The sequence below is a fragment of the Jiangella alba genome, assembly GCF_900106035.1.
In the GTDB taxonomy this organism is placed as follows: Bacteria; Actinomycetota; Actinomycetes; order Jiangellales; family Jiangellaceae; genus Jiangella; species Jiangella alba.
In genome coordinates this window covers 2,231,576-2,250,855 of sequence record NZ_FNUC01000004.1, presented here as the reverse complement: position 1 = coordinate 2,250,855, position 19,280 = coordinate 2,231,576, and the positions used below count along the sequence as shown (strand labels likewise).

General features: G+C 72.2%; 20 protein-coding genes. 14 read left to right on the top strand and 6 right to left on the bottom strand.

The annotated features are described in order from the left end of the window. Positions 1–83 precede the first annotated feature (83 nt). From BLV02_RS28445 to BLV02_RS28435, 3 genes are all read left to right on the top strand, one after another. Complete coding sequence (locus BLV02_RS28445) at positions 84–854, top strand: hypothetical protein (protein WP_069112602.1); 771 nt, start codon at positions 84–86, stop codon at positions 852–854. A 140-nt stretch (positions 855–994) separates the two neighbouring features. After that, entirely contained in the window at positions 995–2,224 is a 1,230-nt protein-coding gene (gene fdhA / locus BLV02_RS28440; protein WP_069112601.1) for a formaldehyde dehydrogenase, glutathione-independent, read from the top strand. Between the two features lie 72 nt (positions 2,225–2,296). Then, positions 2,297–2,497 (top strand): hypothetical protein, encoded by a 201-nt coding sequence (locus tag BLV02_RS28435; RefSeq protein WP_069112600.1) that lies wholly within the window; start codon positions 2,297–2,299, stop codon positions 2,495–2,497. Here BLV02_RS28435 and BLV02_RS28430 read toward each other — a convergent pair. Beyond that, positions 2,487–3,242 (bottom strand): TetR/AcrR family transcriptional regulator C-terminal domain-containing protein, encoded by a 756-nt coding sequence (locus tag BLV02_RS28430; RefSeq protein ID WP_069112599.1) that lies wholly within the window; start codon positions 3,240–3,242, stop codon positions 2,487–2,489. The genes BLV02_RS28435 and BLV02_RS28430 overlap by 11 nt on opposite strands. A gap of 86 nt (positions 3,243–3,328) precedes the next feature. On the opposite strand from BLV02_RS28430, the gene BLV02_RS28425 reads away from it, so the two are divergent. The 6 genes from BLV02_RS28425 to BLV02_RS28400 all read left to right on the top strand — a co-directional run bounded on the left by BLV02_RS28425 (position 3,329) and on the right by BLV02_RS28400 (position 9,957). Beyond that, positions 3,329–4,321, top strand: coding sequence for an ATP-binding cassette domain-containing protein (locus BLV02_RS28425; protein ID WP_069112598.1), 993 nt, complete (start codon positions 3,329–3,331; stop codon positions 4,319–4,321). Continuing rightward, positions 4,318–5,148: an ABC transporter permease gene (locus BLV02_RS28420; RefSeq protein WP_069112597.1), complete on the top strand. Its 831-nt coding sequence runs from the start codon at positions 4,318–4,320 to the stop codon at positions 5,146–5,148. The genes BLV02_RS28425 and BLV02_RS28420 overlap by 4 nt, the downstream gene beginning before the upstream one ends. A 117-nt stretch (positions 5,149–5,265) precedes the next feature. Continuing rightward, positions 5,266–5,505, top strand: coding sequence for a helix-turn-helix domain-containing protein (locus tag BLV02_RS28415; RefSeq protein WP_069112674.1), 240 nt, complete (start codon positions 5,266–5,268; stop codon positions 5,503–5,505). Continuing rightward, on the top strand, positions 5,498–6,748 hold the full coding sequence (locus BLV02_RS28410) for a type II toxin-antitoxin system HipA family toxin (protein ID WP_069112596.1): 1,251 nt from the start codon (positions 5,498–5,500) through the stop codon (positions 6,746–6,748). Before BLV02_RS28415 ends, BLV02_RS28410 begins: the two co-directional genes overlap by 8 nt. A 138-nt stretch (positions 6,749–6,886) precedes the next feature. Beyond that, the gene (locus BLV02_RS28405; protein ID WP_074946752.1) at positions 6,887–9,280 is read left to right on the top strand and encodes a M14 family zinc carboxypeptidase; all 2,394 of its coding nucleotides are present in this window, start codon (positions 6,887–6,889) and stop codon (positions 9,278–9,280) included. Between the two features lie 152 nt (positions 9,281–9,432). Then, positions 9,433–9,957, top strand: coding sequence for an arsenate reductase/protein-tyrosine-phosphatase family protein (locus BLV02_RS28400; RefSeq protein ID WP_171906789.1), 525 nt, complete (start codon positions 9,433–9,435; stop codon positions 9,955–9,957). A gap of 1 nt (position 9,958) precedes the next feature. Here BLV02_RS28400 and BLV02_RS28395 read toward each other — a convergent pair whose 3' ends face one another. From BLV02_RS28395 to BLV02_RS28375, 5 genes are all read right to left on the bottom strand, one after another. Further along, positions 9,959–10,234 (bottom strand): hypothetical protein, encoded by a 276-nt coding sequence (locus BLV02_RS28395; protein ID WP_141711670.1) that lies wholly within the window; start codon positions 10,232–10,234, stop codon positions 9,959–9,961. Continuing rightward, positions 10,231–10,542: a DUF6355 family natural product biosynthesis protein gene (locus BLV02_RS28390; protein WP_069112593.1), complete on the bottom strand. Its 312-nt coding sequence runs from the start codon at positions 10,540–10,542 to the stop codon at positions 10,231–10,233. Before BLV02_RS28390 ends, BLV02_RS28395 begins: the two co-directional genes overlap by 4 nt. Before the next feature lie 88 nt (positions 10,543–10,630). Further along, on the bottom strand, positions 10,631–11,455 hold the full coding sequence (locus BLV02_RS28385; protein ID WP_069112592.1) for a glycosyltransferase family 2 protein: 825 nt from the start codon (positions 11,453–11,455) through the stop codon (positions 10,631–10,633). Then, the gene (locus BLV02_RS28380; protein ID WP_069112591.1) at positions 11,452–12,111 is read right to left on the bottom strand and encodes a hypothetical protein; all 660 of its coding nucleotides are present in this window, start codon (positions 12,109–12,111) and stop codon (positions 11,452–11,454) included. The genes BLV02_RS28385 and BLV02_RS28380 overlap by 4 nt, the downstream gene beginning before the upstream one ends. Further along, positions 12,108–12,389 (bottom strand): PqqD family protein, encoded by a 282-nt coding sequence (locus BLV02_RS28375; RefSeq protein WP_083288832.1) that lies wholly within the window; start codon positions 12,387–12,389, stop codon positions 12,108–12,110. Before BLV02_RS28375 ends, BLV02_RS28380 begins: the two co-directional genes overlap by 4 nt. A gap of 122 nt (positions 12,390–12,511) precedes the next feature. Here BLV02_RS28375 and BLV02_RS28370 point away from each other — a divergent pair, with 122 nt between their 5' ends. From BLV02_RS28370 to BLV02_RS35235, 5 genes are all read left to right on the top strand, one after another. Then, positions 12,512–12,994, top strand: coding sequence for an LPXTG cell wall anchor domain-containing protein (locus tag BLV02_RS28370; protein WP_069112589.1), 483 nt, complete (start codon positions 12,512–12,514; stop codon positions 12,992–12,994). 109 nt (positions 12,995–13,103) lie between these two features. After that, positions 13,104–14,243 carry a glycosyltransferase family 4 protein gene (locus BLV02_RS28365; RefSeq protein WP_216094325.1) on the top strand — a complete coding sequence of 380 codons (1,140 nt, stop codon included), beginning with the start codon at positions 13,104–13,106 and terminating at the stop codon, positions 14,241–14,243. Further along, complete coding sequence (locus tag BLV02_RS28360; protein WP_069112587.1) at positions 14,240–15,418, top strand: class I SAM-dependent methyltransferase; 1,179 nt, start codon at positions 14,240–14,242, stop codon at positions 15,416–15,418. The genes BLV02_RS28365 and BLV02_RS28360 overlap by 4 nt, the downstream gene beginning before the upstream one ends. Next, the gene (locus tag BLV02_RS28355) at positions 15,415–16,548 is read left to right on the top strand and encodes a class I SAM-dependent methyltransferase (RefSeq protein ID WP_083288831.1); all 1,134 of its coding nucleotides are present in this window, start codon (positions 15,415–15,417) and stop codon (positions 16,546–16,548) included. Before BLV02_RS28360 ends, BLV02_RS28355 begins: the two co-directional genes overlap by 4 nt. Positions 16,549–16,559: 11 nt before the next feature. Beyond that, positions 16,560–19,274, top strand: coding sequence for a DUF1349 domain-containing protein (locus BLV02_RS35235; RefSeq protein WP_069112586.1), 2,715 nt, complete (start codon positions 16,560–16,562; stop codon positions 19,272–19,274). Positions 19,275–19,280: the final 6 nt, after the last annotated feature.

The following is a 19,280-nucleotide window of genomic DNA, read 5'->3' as shown; positions in this document are numbered from 1 at the left end:
GCCGAGCCGGGCAACCATTGCCCAGCTGGTCACGAGCCTGAGGGCAAGGTTGCGGGCAAGAGCCGCCGCCCAACCTGGGACGCATGAGCGTCACGATCACGGGAGCGCGGCGACAGACCGGGACCGGCGTGGCCGGCCGGCTCAACGACGAGTGGGACCGGCTGCGCGCCGGCGGGCAGCCTGACGCGGTCGCCCGCTGGGCGGCGGCCGAGCCGGCCCTGTCCGGCTGCCGCCGTCTCGCCGACGTCGAGGCCGCGGTGGCCGCGGCGGGCGGCGCCGACGCCGTCCTCATCGCGCTGCTCCGGCTGGCGCACGCCGGCGACCCGCTGGCGGGGCGGACCGTGCTGCAGCTCATGCTCGGCAAGGCCATCCGCATCGCGGCCGGCCACGCGGGCCGCGACAGCCGGGAGGCGCTCGAGCACGCGGCGGTCGCCGCGCTGTGGACCGTCATCGCGACGTACCCGACGACACGGCGGCCGGCGAGGGTGGCGGCGAACCTCGCCATGGACACCCTCGGCGTGGTCAGCCGCGAGCTGGCGCACCGCCGCACCGAGACACCCGCCGAACCGGACGTGCTGGCGGCGGTCGCCGGCATCGGCGCCGGCGACACCGCGGACACCGGCCTCACCGAACTGCTCGCATGGGCGGTCGACGCGAAGGCGGTCAGCGTCGCCGACGCGCGGCTGCTGCTCGACATCTACGCGCCCGCTCCCGGCGTCGAGGGCGGGGCCGCCGCGGCCGAGCGGGCCGGCATCAGCTGGGCCGCCGCCCGGCAGCGGGCCAGCCGCGCGGCACGCCGCATCGCCGTCGCCGTCCGCGCCGACGAAGGGCCCCGCGCGCTCCCAGCGGCCTGACCGCACCACCCGGCGGACTCGATTGACACCGCCCCCGGCACCGGGTCTACGTTGGAGAAACCGGGCGAGTGAGCCGCCCTGTTCCCGTGAGGTGACCACTCGTTCGGCGCATCCGCCACGAGAGGGAGGGAGCAGAGGCCGTGCCTGGAAACAGAGCAGTCATCTACCGGGGGCCTGGCCACGTCGAGGTCGAGTCAATCGCCTATCCGACCTTCGAACTACAGGACGGCCCGGGGGTCAACCCGGCCAACGTGGGCCGTCAACTCAGCCACGCGGCGATCCTCAAGGTGGTCGCCACCAACATCTGCGGCAGCGACCAGCACATGGTCCGCGGCCGCACCACCGCGCCCGAAGGACTCGCGCTCGGCCACGAGATCACCGGCGAGGTGGTCGAGGTCGGACCCGGGGTCGAGTTCATCAAGGTCGGCGACCTCGTCTCAGTACCGTTCAACATCGCCTGCGGCCGGTGCCGCAACTGCAAGGAGGGCAAGACCGGCGTCTGCCTGAACGTCAACCCGGACCGGCCGGGATCGGCCTACGGGTACGTCGACATGGGCGGCTGGGTCGGCGGGCAGGCCGAGTACGTCCTGACGCCGTACGCGGACTGGAACCTGCTGAAGTTCCCCGACCGCGACAAGGCCATGGCGAAGATCCTCGACCTCGCGATGCTGGCCGACATCTTCCCGACCGGATTCCACGGCTGCGTGACGGCCGGGGTGAAGCCGGGCACGTCGGTGTACATCGCCGGCGCCGGGCCGGTCGGACTGGCCGCGGCGACGTCGGCGTTCCTGCTCGGCGCGTCCGTGGTCATCGTCGCGGACCTGCAGCAGGAGCGGCTGGCGCAGGCCCGCTCGTTCGGCTGCGAGACCGTCGACGTGTCGATGGGCGACCCGAAGGAGCAGATCGCCCAGATCCTCGGCGGCGAGCCGGAGGTCGACTGCGCGGTCGACGCGGTCGGGTTCGAGGCCCGCGGGCACGGGGCCGACGCGCAGGCCGAGCGGCCGGCGACGGTCCTGAACGCCGTCATGGACGTCACCAGGGCCGGCGGCGCCGTCGGTATCCCGGGTCTGTACGTGACGGGCGACCCGGGCGCAGGCGACGACGCGGCGAAGGTCGGTTCGCTGTCGATCAGGCTGGGGCTCGGCTGGGCGAAGTCGCTGTCGTTCACCACTGGTCAGTGCCCGGTGATGAAGTACAACCACTACCTCATGGAGGCGATCCTGCACGACCGCGCGCCCATCGCGCGGAACGTGAATGCCACGGTCATCCCGCTGGACCGGGCTCCGGAGGGCTACACGGAGTTCGACCGCGGCGCGGCCCGCAAGTACGTCATCGACCCGCACGGCATGCTCGGTTCGTCGATGTCCTAGCGAAAAGAGTGATACTGGATCCGTCGCAACGGGGCGGCGAGCAGACCCCCTCCCCCATGCGTGGTGATCCACATGACCATCGACGAACGCCTCGACCTCGAGTTCGCATACACGACGTATGCGGACTCCTGCCGAGATCTCTACTCGCTGACGTACCGGTGCCGGCGGCCGTACGGCCACGACGGCGTGCACGCCGCCGGCTTCGGGACGCACCGGGTCCGCTGGGACCACCATCCCGACCACGGACTCGACGCGCCGCCCGTCAGCCAGTAGTCCGGCCGCCCTCGACGACCACCGCCAGGCCGTCGAGGATGGCCGTCAGCCCGAACTCGAGGATCTCCTCGTAGCCGAAGGAGAAGGTGTCGTCGTCCATGGCGGCCAGAGTCGGGTAGCGCCCGGTCTCCATCATCTTGACGAGCACGGGCTCCTGCGCCGCCCAGAAGTCCTCTTCGGAGACGCCGGTGCGCTGCTCGGCCTGTAGCCCGTTGACGTGCGAGCGCGCCAGCGCGGTGACGAAGCCGTCGACCACCGACACCATGAGCGTCAGATGCTTGTCCGGCAGCCCGGTCGGTTTCAGCCGGCGGATGATGCGGTCCATGCCGGCGATGTTGTTGGGGCCGAGCAGCGGCCGCACCTGGTCGACCTGCGGGTACCAGGGGTGGTCCAGGCACAGCTGCCAGATGCCGCGGGCCATCTCCTCCAGCGCGGCCCGCCAGCCGACCGGCTCGTCGTCGGCCTCGACCGGCCCGGCGACGTGGTCGAGCATGAGGTCGAGCAGTTCGGCCTTGCCCGGCACATAGCGGTACAGCGACATGGTGCCGACGCCGAGGTGGGTCGCGACGCACCGCATGGAGAGCGCGGCGAGCCCGTTGGCATCGGCCACCTCGACGGCGGCGACGACGATGCGCTCGAGCGTGAGCCCCGGCTTCGGTCCTCGGGTGGGGCGCTGCTGCATCCCCCAGAGGAGCTCCAGGCTCTTCGAGACGTCGCCGCTACCGCTGCTGTGGTCCGTTGTCATCAGGGCAAACACTATCCGGGGAATGAACTGCGGATGCTGTACGCTTTAGCGCGTACATTGTACTCGGTTCAGCGGAAGGGACTCCCTTGAGCACCTCCAGCCACGCGATCGAAGCCGAAGGACTGCAGAAGAGGTACGGCGAGAAACGCGCCCTCGACGGCTTCGATCTCGCCGTCCCGCAGGGCATGGTCTACGGCCTGCTGGGACCCAACGGCGCCGGCAAGACCACGGCGGTGCGCATCCTGGCCAGCCTGGTGCGCCTCGACGGCGGCCGCGCCGAGGTGGCCGGCTTCGACGTCGTCCGCGACGCCCGCAAGGTGCGCCGCCGCATCGGCTTCACCGGCCAGTTCACCGCCGTCGACGAGATCCTGACCGGCCGGCAGAACCTGCGGATGTTCGGCCGGTTGTTCCACCTCGGCGCGGCCCGCGCGGCCGCCCGGGCCGACGAGCTGCTCGAGCAGTTCGACCTCACCGAGGCCGCCGACAAGGGCACCAAGGAGTACAGCGGCGGCATGAAGCGCCGGCTCGACCTCGCCGCCAGCATGATCCTCGCGCCGAGGGTGCTCTTCCTCGACGAGCCGACCACCGGCCTCGACCCGCGCGGTCGCAACGAGGTGTGGACGGCGGTCCGCTCGCTGGTGTCCGGCGGCACCACCGTGCTGCTGACCACGCAGTACCTCGACGAGGCAGACCAGCTGGCCGGGCGGGTCGCCGTCATCGACCACGGCCGGGTGATCGCCGACGACACCCCGGCCGCGCTCAAGCGCCGCGTCGGCGGCGACCAGCTGGAGGTCGTGCTGGAGGAGGCGGTCGACCTGCCGGTAGCGGTGCAGGCCGTCACGCGGGTCGCGTCCGGCGAGCCGGAGGTCGACGAGGAGCTCAGGCGGGTCGCCGCGCCGGTCGAGCGGCGGGTCGCCGCCCTCACCGAGGTGGCCCGCACGCTGCAGGACGAGGGCATCGGCGTCGAGGACATCGGGCTGCGCCGGCCCACGCTGGACGAGGTGTTCCTGCGGCTCACCGGGCACAAGCCCGAGGAGACCACCGAGACGACGACCGACCGGACGGAGGTCCCCGCATGAGCAGCGCCCTCCTCGACGACGACCTGGACGCGCCGGAGCGGCGGCTGTACTGGGCGCTGGCCGACGGCTGGACCGTCGCCCGCCGCACGCTGACGCACCTGGTCCGGCAGCCGGGCAACATCGCCTGGCAGCTCGGCTTCCCGATCGTGTCGGTCCTGCTGTTCGGGTACGTATTCGGCAGCGCGATGAGCGTGCCGGGCGGCGGCGACTACCGCGAGTACCTGATGCCCGGCATGTTCGGCATGACCATGGCGATGGGCTTCATGAACACCGCCTACGCCGTCGTCATCGACACCACGAAGGGCGTCACCGACCGGTTCCGCTCGATGCCGATGGCGCCGTCGGCACCGGTCACCGGCCGCGGCCTGGCCGACATCGTCAGCGCCGCGCTCGACCTCGTGGTGCTGGCGATCACGGCGCTGGTGATCGGCTGGCGCTCGGACGGGGGCTTCTGGGCGACGCTGGCGGCGTTCGGGCTGCTGCTGTGGCTGCGGTTCGCGCTGATCTGGATCGGCATCTGGATCGGCCTGCTGACGCCGAACGAGGAGGCGGCCGGCAGCCTGTTCGCCGTCGCGTTCCCGTTCGCGATGATCTCCAGCGTGTTCGTCGCGCCGTCGCAGATGCCCGACTGGCTGGGCGCGGTCGCGGCGTGGAACCCGGTGTCGTCGACGGTGACGGCGGCGCGCGAGCTGTTCGGCAACCCCGCGGCGCTGGGCGACAGCTGGATCGAGCAGCACGCGCTGCTGGGGGCGATCGTCTGGCCGCTGGTCATCACGCTGGTGTTCGTGCCGATGGCGGTGCGCCGGTTCCAGCGGCTGAGCCGGTGACCGAGAGCGACCGCCTGAACCCGCCGCCTCGCAACGACGTGAATATCGACGTCAATGCCCTTGACTACTAAATCGTAGTCAACTATCTTGACTACCAAATCGTAGTCAGGAGTGGTCGTGGCCTACACGGGAGAAGTCACCAGCGCGGAGTCACTGGGGCGCATCCTGCAGCAGGCGCGCCTACTGAGCGGGATCAGTCAGCGCGAGCTAGCTGCCCGCCTCGGCACAACCCAGCGATACATCTGGGAGATCGAGGCGGGCAAGCCCTCGATCTTCATGGATCGCCTGTTCGCCGCCATGCGAGAAACCGGGATGGAACTCACCGCCACGATCCACACGACGGACCATCATGGCTGACTTGGTCGTGGAGCTGTACGGCACGCGAGTCGGCACGCTCACCGGCACCTGGCGCACCTTCGACTTCGTCGCCACTCGGAGCGCCGTCGAAGAGTTCGGGATCGACAGCACAATCCTGTCGGTGGCGATTCCGCTGGCAGCAGTACGGACCCGTGCACACAAGGCCCGGCGTCAGAGCTTCTTCCGCGAACTGCTTCCCGAGGGCCAGATGCTCACGCTGCTTGCTCAACAGGCAGGCCTGACCGAGCAGGACGTCATCGGCCTGCTCGGCACCTACGGACGAGATGTCGCCGGTGCCCTTCAGATCTGGGATCCCGATGCCCCCGGCGAGCCGAAACAACCCGACCTTGTACCCCTGACCATCGCCGAAGTAGCGGACATGCTGACGAACGTACAGAGAAACCCGCTGGGCAACAGGCCGACGAGCGGAAAGACCTCGCTGGCCGGGGTGCAGGACAAGATCGTGCTCGTGCGCAGTTCGGACGGCTGGAGCCGTCCGATCGACGGCTACCCATCCACACACATCCTCAAGCCAGAGTCGCGAGATTTCCCGACGATGATCTACGACGAAGAATACGGCTCACGCTTCGCTCATGCCGCCGGGCTCTCGGGATTCCACACCTGGATCGAGGATTTCGACGCTACCCCCGCCATAGTCATCGAACGCTACGACCGCTCCCTGGACGCGCCACAGGGGCGCATCCATCAAGAGGACTTCAATCAAGTACTCGGCGTCAGCGGCAACGCCAAGTACCAGAGACACGGCGGTCGAGTGAGCCTGGTTCGCATCGCCGGGGTGTTGTCATCCGTCGGAGACCAAGGCTCACTGGAACGGCTGCTGCGTATGACCGTGGTCGCCGTCGCCCTCGGCAATCTGGACCTGCACGCCAAGAACATCTCTCTGCTGCACCCCCCAGACGGCTCGATGACGCTCGCCCCGGCCTATGACCTCGTCCCTCAGGCACACCAGCCCAATGACCAAGAGATGGCTCTCGCAGTCGATCAGGAGTACAGACACCGGGCGATCACGCGCTCGCACCTCGTCGCCGAAGGCGCGGCATGGGGGCTGTCGGACGCTGAACGTGTCGTTGACGACGCCCTTGCCTCCGTGCTCGACACCGTGACCGCCGAGGTCCCGCATCCGCGCGCTCACCCGAGCCTACGAGACGACATCACTCGGTTCACTTCGAACCTGGTCGCCGGCCGCGCCGTGGGCGACCCGCAGCTGAACGCGAGTGCCTGACGCCGGTGCGCCGGTTCCAGCGACTGAGCCGGTGACGCTGAGTCAAGAAAACCAGGACAAAGGGTAGCGGAATGTGACATCGGGCCAGCACCATATGGCGTGTCACGTCATATAGTCCTCTTCCTCCGGGAGTGGCCCATGGCACCGCAGACCCCTCGTCCCCGCCGCCGGCTGGCCGTGTTGGCAGCCCTGCCCCTGCTCCTGGCCGGGCTGCCACTGGCGGCCGGCGCGGAACCCGAACCCGATGACGTCGCCTCGCCGGTCTCAGCCGCCGCCACCACCGGCGAGGCGACCGAGATCGTCGAGGTCACCGTCGCCGACCAGGACGCCATCGCCGGGCTGATCGAGGCCGGCGCCGACGTCACCGAGTACACCCGCCCCGCCGACGGCGGCCTGGTGGTCCACGTCGTCGCCACGCCGGCCGAACAAGCCGTGCTGCGCGACCTCGGCTACGCCGTCGGCGAGGTCGTCGTCAGCGCCGCCGAGACCGAGGCCGTCGTCGCCGAGCGCGACGCCGCGGTCCGCCGGGTGAACCAGACGTTCGCCCGCATGGCCGAGACGCTCACCCCGCTGCGCGCCGAGTGGTTCGAGAGCGTCGGCGGCCAGACCTACCTCGGTGTCGAGGTCAAGACCTCGCTCGGTGCCGACAGCAACGTGACGCTGACCGTCGGCTTCGGCGGCCAGACCGTCACGATGGACCGGTTCGTCGACGCCGGCCAGTACATCTACCACACGCTCTTCGAGCCGGTCGCGGTCGACGACGTTCCCGCCGAGGTCACCGTCACCAGCAGCGGCGGCGCCTCGGTCACCGTGCCGGTGGTCGAGTGGCTCGGCGACCCGCGCCCCGACCCCGGCCCGCACTACGCGACCGGCTTCGTCGACCACTACATGGACCCGACCGAGCTGTACGACCGCATCGAGGCGCTGGCCGCGGAGTTCCCCGAGCTCGCCGAGATCGTCGAGCTGCCGTACCAGACCAACGGGTACCGGCGGAAGGCGCAGGCGATGATCGGCGCCGGCGCGACGGCGTTCTACGTGACGTCGCACGACTGGGGCCACGAGGGCGGCAACGACCTGCGGCTGGAGACGGTGAACCCGGGCACGGCGAACAGCCCGCTGAGCGTCGGCGTCACCGGCGGCACCGTCCGGGTGTCGCTCGGCACCGACGCGGCCGGTGTGCCGAACAGCACCGCGGCGCAGGTCGTCGCGGCCGTCAACGCCGCACCCGCCGCGTCGGCCCTGGTGACGGCGGCGACGTACCGCACCACCGGCGGCACCGGGATCGCCGTCGCCGGGGCCCAGGACCTCAGCGACGGGCTGGACGCGCCCGCGGGCATCTCGCGCGAGCCGTTCAGCGTGCGGGCCATCCGCATCGGCAAGGTCCGCGACGGGTCGAGGACCGGCGTGTTCGCCTACAGCCAGGAGCACGCCCGCGAGTGGGTGACGCCGCTGGTCGCGCTGGAGACGGCGGAGCGGCTGCTGCGCAACTACGCCAACGACGCCGACACGAAGAAGCTGGTCGACGACCTCGACATCTTCATCGTCCCGTCGGTGAACCCGGACGGCGCCCACTACTCCTTCTACGACTTCAACGGGCAGCGCAAGAACCTGACGAACCACTGCCCGGCCACGAGCGGCGACCCCGCCAGCGCGAACTCCTGGGGCGTCGACCTGAACCGCAACTTCTCCGTCGGGTCCCGCTTCGACGGCTACAGCGGCGCGTCCGCGAGCTGCACCAGCGGCAACTTCTCCGGGCCGGCCGAGCTGTCCGAGCCGGAGGCGCGCAACGAGGTGTGGCTGACCGAGCAGTACCCGAACATCAGGTTCGCGATGAACGTGCACTCCTACGGCGGGTACTTCATGTGGCCGCCCGGCGCGTACGTCCAGAACGGCCGCGTCCCGCTGCCCCGCCCGACGCTGGGCGAGGAGAACTACTTCTGGGCCGCGTCCAGCCACATCCTGTCCGCCGTCCAGGACTGGCGCGGCACGGCGGTCTGGCCCGGCCGCACCGGCCCGGTCAGCGACGTGCTCTACTCGGCGGCCGGCAACTCCGCCGACGAGCACTGGTACAACCGCGGCATCTTCGGCTGGGACTTCGAGGTCGGCGCGGACCTGTGGGACCCGGTCGAGCGGGAGTGGGATCCGCAGGGGTTCCAGCCGCCGTTCGCGGAGGGCTACGAGCAGGCCATGGAGTTCTCCAACGGCCTGGTCGGGCTGCTGGAGGTGGCCCGCGCGTACGGCCGCGACAACCGGCCGCCGCGCACCACGCTCGAGCTCACCGACGCGGGCGTCACGTTCGAGGCGACCGAGCCGGTGACCATCCACTACACGCTCGATGGCAGCCGCCCGACGTACGAGTCGCCGCGGGTGGAGTCGTCCGGGCTGCGTGAGGGTGCGGCGCCGATCCCGCTCGGCGCCGGGTCGACGCGGGTGCACTGGTTCTCCGTCGACGCCGCCGGCAACGTCGAGAACCGCTACGACCCGCTGCGGCCGAGTTCCAGCTACCGCAAGCAGACCGTCCGGGTCGGCTGACAGCGCGCGGGGTGGGCGGCCGCCGCCCACCCCGCGCTCCACCCGGCGGCCACGATGCGACCACGGACGAACCGGGCGCGACCCCGGCCGTAGACTGCGTCCGTCGTCGTCGGACCGGGCACCGGGTGGGGGTCAGCATCGACGTTCTCTTCGTGTGCACGGCCGGCCGCTGCCGTTCGCCCATCGCCGCCGCCATGCTCGACACCTACGCGCCGCGGGCGGGGTCGCCGCTGGTGGGCCGGTCCGGTGCGCTGGTGGGCGCGCACGGCTCGGTGCCGCCGGTCGGCATCACGGTCATGCGCGAGCGCGGGCTGGAGCTGGGCGGGCACCGCAGCCTCCCCGTGACGCCGGCCGCGGTCGCGTCGGCGGCCCTCGTGCTGGGCATGGAGCGCGAGCACGTCCGGGCCGTCGTCGACGCCGGCCCGGACGCCTGGGTGAAGACGTTCACGTTGAAGGACTTCGTCCGCCGGGTCGAGAAGGCCGCCGTCAGGGGCCGGCACCAGCGCTTCACCGACTGGCTGCACCACGTCGGCGAGGGCCGCACCCGCGACGACATCGCCGGCGACGACCCCGACGACGACCTCGTCGACCCCTACGGCCAGCGCGCCTCCGTCTGGCGCGAGGTCGTCGACGAGCTCGACGACCTCGTCAGGCGGCTCATCCCGAACGTGAGCTGACCTAGCAGGTGTCGCCGGTGGCGAAGACGTCCCAGATGGTGGCGCTCGGACCGACGTACTGGGACTCGCCGGCCGGGACGCAGTCGTAGTTGAACAGCGACGGCGGCATCACGACGTGCCAGCGGATCTCCTGCCCGGCATCGGTGCAGTTCGCCCAGTACCGGTTGCCGTTGACCGCGTAGCTGCCGCAGATCTCGTCGGCCGGCGCGGCCGGCGCGACGCCCAGCGTCAGGACGATCGCGGCGAGCCCCATGGCCACTGCGCCCCCGCGGGTCATTCCGGATCCGAACACGGCTCCCCCTCGGAGTAGGCGTCGAGGACCGGGTTGTTGAAGATCTCGTTCAGGTCGTGCACGCCGGGCGCCAGGCACGCCGTGTACTGGTTGTAGATGCCGAGGCCGACCATCGTCACCCACACCGGATGGTCGCCACAGTGGTTGTACATGTCGTCGTTGAGGAAGCCGCCGCCCACCTCGTAGAAGCCGCACGGTGGCGGAACGGCCTGCGCTGACGCGGCCGCACCGCCCGCGACCACGCCTCCCGCGAGCGCCACCGCGGCGAGCATCGCCGCCTTGCCCTTGTTCATGACCCGACCTCCTGCCGGTCTCAGGACTCCTGCGTCGCTGAGTACCCGGCAGCGGGTCCGATCGACGGAACGGGCGAATCGACCACCGTCAGGTGCGGCTGCTCTCGTCGCGCAGCCAGGTGTCGTCGGCCCGCCGCGCCCGCAGCCGCGACAGCACCGCGGTGCCGAGGAACAACGCCACCTTGGGCGCCAGCCGAGGCTCGGCGGCGACGATGCGGCGCAGGTCGCGCCAGCCGGTGCGCGGCTGCGCCCGGGCGCCGGCCGGACGGTCGCCCGCCACCAGCCGGGCGTTGCCGGACATCGCCCGGACGCGGCGGCGCAGCAGGTCCGCGTAGGTGCGCGGCGGGCGGATCTCGACGACGGCGCCGGCGACGATCGCCCGCTCGGCCGGCCCGAACGCCGTGGCGACGGCGAGGTCGTCGGCCATGACGTCGTCCCAGACGCCGAGCCGCTGGTGCCCCCGCTCGGACAGCGCGATGACGCCGCGGCCGTACAGCTCGCCGGCGACGTGCGGCAGCCGCTCCCACACGTCGTAGTACCAGCGCACCGGCCAGCCCACGCCGTCCATCGGCAGCCGCCGCCGCGGGCCGGCCGCGAGCACGCCGCCGGTGAGCGCCGCGCACAGCGCCCGGAGCTGCGCCGCCGGCAGGACGACGTCGGCGTCGAGGTAGACGCGCGGGAAGCCGGCCGCCGCGTCGTCGCCGAGCCGCAGCGCGTTGCTCTTCGACGCCACCTCGGTCTCGACGACGCGCACCCCGGCGAACCCGCGGGCGACCGCCGCGGTGGCGTCGGTGCAGCCGTTGGCCACCACGACGACGTCGAACTCGCCGGGCGCCGCGTCGGCGAGCAGCGCCGACAGCGTCCGGCCCAGCACCCGCTCCTCGTTGTGGGCGGGCACGACGATGCTGGTCACGAGCGTGAGTATGGCAGCCCGGCGACGGCGGCAGCGGCGGAGTCCACGTCGGCGGCGTCCAGCCACCAGCCTTGAACCCGGCCGGCCAGCGCCGCGACCGCCGTCCACGCCGCCGCGCCGTGCCGGTAGTGGTTGAACGACGACGACAGCAGCAGCGTCAGCAGGTCGCCCGCGGCCATCGGGCCGAGCGTCGTCACCGCCGCGCCACGGCGCACCCCCACGACGTGCGCCACCGGGAGCGCCGCCTCGACCGTCGTGCCGCCGAGCTCGGCGCACGACACCGCCGCCTTGCCCTCGCCACCGTCGCGCACCGGCAGCCCGAGCGCCTCCTGCGCCCAGGCCGTCAGCATGATCGGCCGCGGCCAGCCGCGCACGGCGCCGGTACCGAGGTCCAGCGCGACCATCTCGTCGGTCAGGTAACCGAAGCCGTGCCGGACGCAGGCCGCGACCGTCGTGCTCTTGCCGGTGCCGGACTCGCCGGGGAAGAGGACGGCCACGCCGTCGCGCTCGACCGCGCCGGCGTGGAACAACAGCTCGTGCGAGCGCTCGACGGCCAGTCGCGCGGCGGCCGCGTACAGCTCCTCGACGCTGGCATACCCCTCGGCCGGCACCTCGACGCGCACCCCGATGACGTCGAGCACCACGGGGTCGGTCATGCGTGCGGAGCGCCGTCGAGGACGTGGTGGTCGGCCAGCTGGCGCAGCGCCGCGTGCACCCCGGACCGGATGGTGCCGGCGTCGGCGGCGTACACCTGAGCCAGCTCGTCGACGATGTCGGCGACCGTGCGCCGGCCGTCGAGCAACCGCCAGACGTCGCTCGCGGTCTCGTTCAGCACCAGTGCCGTCTGGGTGGGCTCGTGGAAGAGGGTGACCGCGCCGTCGACATCGAGCTCGCGCACGGCGTGGGCGCGCGAGAGGGGCGGGGGCGCCGTCATGGACCCCAGGGTAGCCAGGCCCGCAACCCGTCGCCCCGGCTCGGGGCGACAAATGGTCAGTTATGCCGTTATGATGCACGCCAGCGCACGGGGGGCGTGCGCCTTGACTCGATGGGGCCGATATGCCACACGATGATGTCACCGGGCTGAGCCGTCGGCAGATCCTTCGCCGCGGGGTCGCCGTCGGGACGGCGGTCTGGACGGTGCCCACGGTCACCGCCATCACGCTGACCCCCGCGAACGCCGCTTCGCCCAGCGGCGAGCCGCCGACCGAGCCGCCGAAGCCGCCCACGGAGCCGCCGAAGCCGCCGACGGAGCCGCCGTCGAACGAGACGACGCCGCCGCCGTCCACCGAGACCACGCCGCCTCCGTCGAACGAGACGACACCGCCCGGCACCAGCACACCGTCGGGGAAGCCGCGGCCGCCCGGCGACGAGGACGAGGACGAGACCACCGCGGGCGGGCTGCCCAACACCGGCCCGGGCGACGTCGCCCAGGGGCTGGCGGTCGGCGGGCTGCTCACCGCCGCCGGCGCCGCCATGTACGTGGCGTCGCGGAAGGAGTCCCCCGCGCCGGGCGACGCAGAGCCGGGAGCGGCCGTCTGAACGGCGGTACGCTCGACCGATAAGCCTGGGGGGCTGCTTCATGGGGGTCTGGGGTGGAACCCGGCGGCGTGCGACGCCACGGGTGCTGATCGTCGTTCAGAACATCCCGGTGCGGATCGACCGACGGGTGCGCCACGAGTGCAGGGCGCTGCTCGACGCCGGGTACGGCGTCACGGTCATCTGCCCGAAGGAGACGCCGGACGAACCGGACGTGCACGAGCTGGACGGCATCGTGGTGCGCTCGTACCAGCCGCCGCCGGCGACGTCGGGGCTGGTCAGCTACCTCGTCGAGTTCGTCGTCTGCTGGCTGCGCACGGCCCGGCTGTCGCTGCGGGCGGCCCGCGCCGAGGGCTTCGACATCCTGCAGGCGTGCAACCCGCCGGACACCTACTGGCTGCTCGGCCTGCTGTGGAAGCTGCGCGGCAAGCGGTTCGTGTACGACCAGCACGACCTGTGCCCGGAGGTCTACGAGGCGCGTTTCGGCAAGCGTGGCCTGCTCTACCGGGCCCTGCTGCTGCTCGAGCGGGCCACCTACGCCACCGCCGACCGCGTGGTCAGCCCGAACCCGTCGTACCAGGAGGTCGCGCTCACCCGCGGCAAGGTGCCGATCGGCCGCACGGCCGTGGTCATGAGCTCGCCCGACCCGGAGCTGATGAAGCCCGGACCGCCGCACCCCGAACTGCGCGGCGGCCGCGAGTTCCTGGTCTGCTACATCGGCATCATGGGCCCGCAGGACGGCGTCGACCGCCTGCTCGACGCCGCCGCCCACTACGTGCACACGCTGGGCCGGACGGACACCCGGTTCGGGCTGCTCGGGTACGGCGACAGCCTCGACGACCTGCGCGCCCAGTGCACGCGGCTGGGCCTGGACGAGTGGGTCACGTTCACCGGCCGGGTCGACCAGGCCGAGCTGGGCCGCTGGCTGTCGACCGCCGACGTCGGCGTGACCCCGGACCCGCCGTGCGAGTTCAACCACCGCTCGACCATGAACAAGACGCTGGAGTACATGGCGCATGCGGTGCCCGTCGTCGCGACGGACCTGCGCGAGACCATGCGCTGCGCCGGACCGGCCGCCGACTACGTGCCCGACGGCGACCCGGTGGTCATGGCCAAGACCATCGCCGCCCTGCTGGACGACCCGCGCCGGCGCGCGCAGATGGGCGCCGTCGGCCGGCAGCGGATCGAGACCGAGCTGGCCTGGGCCGACCAGGCCCGCCGCTACGTCGCCCTGATCGGGTCGCTGCGATGACCTCCGCGTGCCCCGCCTGCCTCGGGCCGGACCTGCGCCCCTTCTACACCGTCGAGCGGGTGCCGGCCGCGAGCTGCCTCATGCTCGACGACGAGGCGGCCGCGCGCGCCTTCCCGGCCGGCGAGCTGCGCCTCGCGGTGTGCGAGAGCTGCGGGTTCGTTACCAACACCGCGTTCGACCCGGCGCTGACCCGGTACGAGGACGACTACGAGGAGTCGCAGGGCTGCTCGCCGCGGTTCCGCGACTACGCCGCCGAGCTGGCCGACGGCTGGGTGCGCCGCTACGGGCTGGCCGGCAAGACCGTCGTCGAGCTGGGCTGCGGCAAGGGCGACTTCCTGGCGACGCTGATCGCGTCCGGCGTCGGGCACGGCATCGGCATCGACCCGGCGGTGCGGACCGAGCGGATCGACCCCGCGCTGCGGCCGCGCACGACCTGGATCCCCGGCCTGTTCCCGGAGGCGCTGGAGACCATCGACGCCGAGGCGGTGGTGTGCCGGCACACGCTGGAGCACATCGCGCCGGTCGGCGCCTGGCTGCGGACCGTGCGCTCCGCCATCGGCGCGCGCACGGACACCGTCGTGCTGTTCGAGCTGCCCGACGTGCTGCGGGTGTTGCGCGAGGGCGCGTTCTGGGACGTCTACTACGAGCACTGCTCCTACTTCTCCGCCGGCTCGCTGGCCGCGCTGTTCCGCCGCAGCGGGTTCGAGCCGCTGGACCTGCGCCGCACCTACGACGACCAGTACCTCGTCATCGAGGCCCGGCCGGTGCCCGCCGGCCGCGCGCCGGCCGGTGTCGACACCGGCGACCGAGACGACGTGCTGGCCGCGGCCGGCACCTTCGTGGCCCGCATGGAGGAGGCCCGGACGCACTGGCGCGGCCGGGTGCGCAAGGTCGCCGCGAGCGGCGGCAACGTGCTGCTGTGGGGCGCGAGCTCGAAGGCCGTCGGGTTCCTCGCCACCCTCGGCGACGACGCCCGGCACGTCGCGGCGGCCGTCGACATCAACCCGCACAAGCAGAACCGCCACCTGGCCGGCAGCGGCCACCGGGTGGTCGCGCCGGACGCGGTGCCCGACCTCGCGCCGGACCTCGTCATCGTCATGAACCCCACCTACGCCGCCGAGATCGGCCGCGGTCTGGACGCCCGCGGCGTCCAGACCGCCCTGGAGACGCTATGACCTTCCGCCCGTGCCTCGCCTGTGGCCGCGACCGGCTCCGGCCGATCGCCGACCTCGGCCTGACGCCGGTGCTCAACGGCGTGATGTTCGACGACCGCGACGCCGCCCGGTCCGCGGCGCTCGGCCGGCTCGACCTCGCCGGGTGCCCGGACTGCGGGCACGCCGTGAACGTGGCGTTCGACCCGGAGCTGATCGACTACGACGCCGAGTACGACAACTCGCTGCACTTCTCCCCGACGTTCCAGGCCTACGCCGACGACCTCGCCGCCCGGCTGGTCGAGACCTACGGCCTGCGCGGCGGCGTCGTCGTCGAGATCGGCTCCGGCAAGGGCGACTTCCTCGCGTCGATCACCGCGCTCACCGGCGGCACCGGCGTCGGCTACGACCCCAGCACCATGCCCGACCGCGAGATCCCGAACGTGACGCTGGTCAGCGACTACTACCGGCCCGGCCAGGACGTCGAGCCGTACGACCTGCTGGTCTGCCGGCACGTGCTGGAGCACCTGGAGGACCCGGCGGCGATCCTGCGGTCGCTGCGCGCGGCCGCGCCGCCGGACGCCGTCCACTACTTCGAGGTGCCGGCCGCCGAGTTCGACTTCGGGCCCACCGGCATGTGGGACTTCATCTACCCGCACGTCTCCTACTTCTCCGCCGGGTCGCTGCACGCGCTGATGCGCCGCTGCGGCTTCGAGGTGGTGGCGTCCGGGCGGTCGTTCGCCGGCCAGTACGCGTGGGTGGAGGTCCGCGCCGGCAGCACCGATCCGGTCCCCGCCGACCCGGCCGAGCACCTCGCGCTGCTCGCCGACTTCGCCGAGCGGCACCACGAGCACGTCGCCCGCTGGCGCGACGACATCGCCCGGCACGGCGAGCGGACGGTGCTGTGGGGCGCCGGCTCGAAGGGCGTGAGCTTCCTCAACGCCGTCGACCCCGAGGGCCGGCTCACCGTCGTCGACCTCAACCCGCGCAAGTGGCAGCGCTTCCTGCCCGGCTCCGGGCACCGCGTCATCGCGCCCGCCGACCTGCCCGGCGAGCAGGTCGCCACCGTCCTCGTCACCAACCCCGCGTACCAGCGGGAGATCACCGGCCAACTCGGCGAGCTCGGCGTTCCCGCCGAGGTCGTCGCGGTCTGAGCGGAGGCACGATGAACGACCGGGCACGCTTCCGGCTCACGACCGCGATCCTCGCCGCGCTGGGCCTGGGCGCCGCCGCGCTGGTGGCCGTCGCGCCGGCCGGCGCCGCGGCCGGTGGTGTCGTCTCCGACGACTTCTACTCGGGCACGCTCGACTCCGGCCGGTGGACGACGGTCGACCCGCTCGGCGACGCGTCGATCCAGGTCACCGGCGGTGGCACCGCCGACGCCCGGGTCGAGATCGGGGTGCCGGCCGGCACCGACCACAACCCGTGGACCCGCGCCGACGTGCCCCGGATCGTCCAGCAGGTCGACAACACCGACCTCGCGGTCGAGGTGGGGTTCGACTCCATCCCGGCCACGCTTAACCAGATGCAGGGGCTGCTGTTCGTCCAGGACGCCACGACGTTCACCCGGTTCGACGTGTTCCGCGGCGCCGACGGCCTGCGCGTCTTCGCGTCCAGCACCGTCGGCGGCACCGCGAAGTCGCGGCTGAACCAGCTGCTGCCGGCCAGTGTCGACTCGCGCATCGCGCTGCGGGTCACCCGCACCGGCAACAGCTGGAACCTGCGGTGGTCGGCCGACGGCGACGCCTGGACGTCCGCGGTGACGTTCACCCAGGCGCTGACCGTGCACCAGGCCGGGCCGTACGCGGGCAACGCGGCCGGTGGCGGGTCTTCCGCGGCGGCCTACACGGCCGCCGTCGACTACGTCTTCGACCCGAACGAACCGATCACGCCCGAGGACGGCGGCTCGACGCCGACGCCGACGCCCACACCGACCCCCACGCCGACCCCGACACCGACGCCCACACCGACGCCGACTCCCACGCCGACCCCGACGCCGACGCCCACGCCGGGTGGCGGCTCGCTGGTCAGCGACGACTTCTCCGCCCCCGCGCTGGACACCGGGCGCTGGACGACGGTCGACCCCGTCGGCGGCGCGGAGTTCGAGACGGCCGGGTCCGGCACCCAGGACGCGCGCCTGGTCATCGGCCTGCCCGCCGGCCAGCCCCGCGACGCCTGGGGCGCGAACGGCTCCGCCCGGGTGCTGCAGTCCGTCGACGACTCCGACACCGAGGTCGAGGTCAAGTTCGACTCCGTGCCCAGCCAGCGGTTCCAGGACGAGGGGCTGATCGTCCAGGCGTCGTCGTCGCGCTGGCTGCGCTTCAGCGTGTACAGCGACGGCACGTCGACCTACGCCTACGCGGCCTCGACCACCGGCGGCACGTCGACACAACTGCTCAGGAAGAAGCTGACGTTCTCGACCGGCGTGTGGCTGCGGGTCACCCGGGTCGGCGACACGTTCACGTTCCGCGCGTCCGCCAACGGCACGTCGTGGACGACGATCGGCACGACCACGCAGAACCTGCAGGTGACGCAGATCGGCCCGTACGCCGGCGTCGCGGCGCCCAACCCAGCCTGGACCGCGCTGGTCGACTACGTCTTCGAGACCTCCGCGCCGATCTCGCCGGAGGACGGCGGTGCGCCGCCGGACACCACGGCCCCCGAGGTGACGCTCGGCGACATCGTGCCCGGTTCCCGCGCAGTCGGCGTGGCGTGGTCCACCGACGAGTTCGCCACCGGCGTCGCGGAGGTCGCGCCGGCCGGCAGCAACACCTGGTCGCGGCGGGCCGAGGCGACCACCGCGAACCTCAGCCAGCAGGTCTCGGTCACCGGCCTGACCCCGGGTACCGACTACAAGGTGCGCGTCGTCGCGACCGACCTCGCCGGCAACGCGACCACGAGCCCCACGCGGACGTTCTCGACGACGGCGGCCACCGGCCCCGCCATCGACGTCTGGTACGGCGACACCCAGCGCTTCGGCGCCCGCGGCCGCACCCAGCCCAAGGTCAACCTGCTCGGCAACGTGTCCGACGGCGACGGCGTGCAGTCGCTGCGGTACTCGCTCAACGGCGGCGCCCAGCGGACGCTGACGGTCGGCCCGGACAGCCGGCGGCTGCAGTACGCCGGCGACTTCAACGCCGACATCACCTACACCGACCTCGTGGCCGGGCAGAACACCGTCACGCTCACCGCCACCGACACCACCGGCGAGGTCTCGCAGCACACCGTCACGCTGGTCCGGCAGGACGTCGCCGCGCCCGGCCTGCCGTTCGTCACCGACTGGACCGGCAGCCAGCCGCTCACCAGCCAGGCCACCGTCGTCGACGGGCTCTGGACGGTCGGCAACAACGGGGCCCGCGTCGCGCCGGACGCCACCGGCTACGACCGTCTGATCGCGATCGGCGACCAGAGCTGGACCGACTTCGAGGCCGTCGTGCCGTTCACCGTGCACGGCATCGGCCCCGGCGCCGGCAGCCCGCTGAGCAACGAGGCGATGGTCGGCGTCGGGCTGCGCTGGCCCGGCCACTCCGCCGTCGACAGCAAGCAGCCGGCGTGGGGCTACAAGACCATCGGCGCCTACGCCTGGTACCGGTTCTTCTCCACGCCGCGGATGGAGCTGCTCGGCAACGGCGCGGTGGTGCGGGGCAAGAAGAACGCGCCGCTGCAGTTCGGCCAGCAGTACGTCTTCAAGGTGCGGGCCCAGACGACGTCCGGCGGCCAGACCACGTACTCGATGAAGATGTACCCGGCCGGCGGCCCCGAGCCGGCGAACTGGGACCTCACCTACACCGGCAGCGGCCCGGCCAACGGGTCCCTGCTGCTCATCGCCCACCATACCGACGTCACGTTCGGCACCGTCACCGTCAACCCGCTGCCCTGAAGCCGC